The organism is uncultured Aquimarina sp. (assembly GCF_947496855.1).
Taxonomy (GTDB): Bacteria; Bacteroidota; Bacteroidia; order Flavobacteriales; family Flavobacteriaceae; genus Aquimarina.
The window spans coordinates 1-680 of sequence record NZ_CANMED010000034.1 but is presented as its reverse complement, the minus strand read 5'-3'; the positions used below and the strand labels follow the sequence as shown (position 1 = coordinate 680).

Annotated in this window: 1 protein-coding gene; it reads right to left on the bottom strand. The window is 46.5% G+C overall.

Annotation, left to right across the window (positions count from 1 at the left end; translation table 11 throughout):
• Positions 1–680, bottom strand: a 680-nt coding sequence (locus Q0921_RS24950) for a hypothetical protein (protein WP_299261887.1), incomplete at both ends; no start/stop codon positions are given.

The window sequence follows — 680 nt, the reverse complement described above, 5'->3', positions numbered from 1 at the left end:
CCATCAGCATCTGTAGTCAATACCGCACTCTTGGCAATACTCAAATCACTGGTCAATGCAACGGTAGGTGTAGCACTGGTCTCATCATCTTCTACTGGTGCATCGGTATCTGGGGTACCATCTGGGGTACTGTCTGGATCAAAATTATCACTCGCTGTAATCTCTGCGAAGTTCGTATAGTTACCTGTAGCGGTTACTACCGCTGTATAGGTCAGTACTAATGGGGTGGTCGTTGTAACACTAAGTCCACTCCAACTGATCAATCCTCCACTCTCACTTCCACTGTTACTAATACTTCCAATCGTAGTATAACCATCGGGAACCGTATCGCCAACGCCAACTCCGGTAGCATCATTGGCACCTGCATTGCTGACTGTAACACTAAAAGTGACCGTATCACCGGCACTAATCGTTGTACTCCCATCAGCATCTGTAGTCAATACCGCACTCTTGGCAATACTCAAATCACTGGTCAATGCAACGGTAGGTGTAGCACTCGTCTCATCATCTTCTACTGGTGCATCGGTATCTGGGGTACCATCTGGGGTACTGTCTGGATCAAAATTATCACTCGCAGTAATCTCTGCAAAGTTTGTATAGTTACCTGTAGCGGTTACTACCGCTGTATAGGTCAGTACTAATGGGGTGGTCGTTGTAACACTAAGTCCACTCCAACTGAT